1 protein-coding gene is annotated in these 1,254 nt (G+C 53.7%); it reads left to right on the top strand.

The window, feature by feature from the left end; all coding sequences use genetic code 11:
* Positions 1 to 279: 279 nt before the first annotated feature.
* Complete coding sequence (locus F2S13_RS29020; protein ID WP_166367316.1) at positions 280 to 1,242, top strand: IS110 family RNA-guided transposase; 963 nt, start codon at positions 280 to 282, stop codon at positions 1,240 to 1,242.
* Positions 1,243 to 1,254: the final 12 nt, after the last annotated feature.

Below are 1,254 nucleotides of genomic sequence, written 5' to 3'. Positions count from 1 at the left end.
AACGAAGGTCGCCTGTCGGGGGCCATTGTTTCACGCTGTACGGGTAGCTGTGTGGGACACGCTCGCAAGCCAGCGTGTATGGCAAGGCTTGGAGGGGTGGTGGGACTAAAGGCCAGATTCTGACTGTTCGCAGCAGTACAGACCGTGGGAGACATCGCCCCACCCCTTCCACCAAAGCGCCGATAAAGAATGCATCGTTTGCAAGCGACGATAGAAGCAAGCCAGCGCCTCTTGGTGAAACCCCTTCAAGCAGCAAAACCTTAACGTGGAGAGTCGGCAATGGCAACGCGAGTGGCGCGATCAATTACGGGCGTGGATGTCGCCAAAGTTGAGCTAGTCACCTATCAGATAGAGGCCGATGAACTCGAGTCAGTCAAAAACGACAAACCCGCAATCAAACGATGGCTGAGTGGTTTACCGGTCAACACTGCGATTGCTGTCGAAGCAACAAACACTTATCACCTAGACCTCGTCGAGCTCGCTTACGAAGCTGGATTTGAGGTTTACGTGATTGATGGATTTCAACTGAGCAACTATCGAAAAGGTATCGGTGGTCGGAGCAAAACGGATGCTTCGGACGCTCGGTTGTTAGCCCGTTTCCTGAAAAACGAAGGGGATGACTTGCGTCCCTGGACACCTCCTCCGGCTGTCTACGGCAAGCTGCAGAGCCTTCTGCGACGGCGTGCGACCTTGGTTGAAGCCCGGACCAGCTTGACGCAAAGCTGGTCGAACGATGCGTCCTTGAAAGCGGCCTTTAAGACATTTTCAGCTTCAATGGAAAAGCTCGACTTACTGATTCAGAAGAAGTTGAAGGACGTTCTGCGCGAAGCAGGTCTAATGGAGCAAGTTTCCCGCTGCCAAGCAGTAGAAGGGATAGGATTTTTGACGGCTACAGCACTGGTGATGGCGTTTGTCAGAGGCGACTTCAAAAACAGTGATTCCTATATCGCGTTTTTGGGCATGGACCTAAGAGTGACGGACTCTGGGCAAAAGAGTGGTCGCCGCCGATTGACGAAACGAGGTTGCTCCGAGATTCGTCGGTTGTTGCACAACGCAGCCATGTCGGCCAGTCGCTCAGCAGCCTGGAAAAGCGTTTACGCACATCATCGCAACAGTGGAAAGGCGACCACCCAGGTCCTGGTGATACTGGCTAGGAAGCTGGCTCGCCTGGCGTTCGCCCTGATGAAAAACCAGAGCGAATACTTGGCCCAGGAGCCGAAAATGGCTTGCCCACAACCATAGAATCTCCCACAG

Origin of the sequence: Pseudomonas akapageensis, assembly GCF_011355085.1 — a bacterium.
GTDB classification, from domain to species: Bacteria; Pseudomonadota; Gammaproteobacteria; order Pseudomonadales; family Pseudomonadaceae; genus Aquipseudomonas; species Aquipseudomonas akapageensis.
Note: the sequence above shows the minus strand (reverse complement) of the source record. Positions and strands in the feature narration are given on the sequence as shown.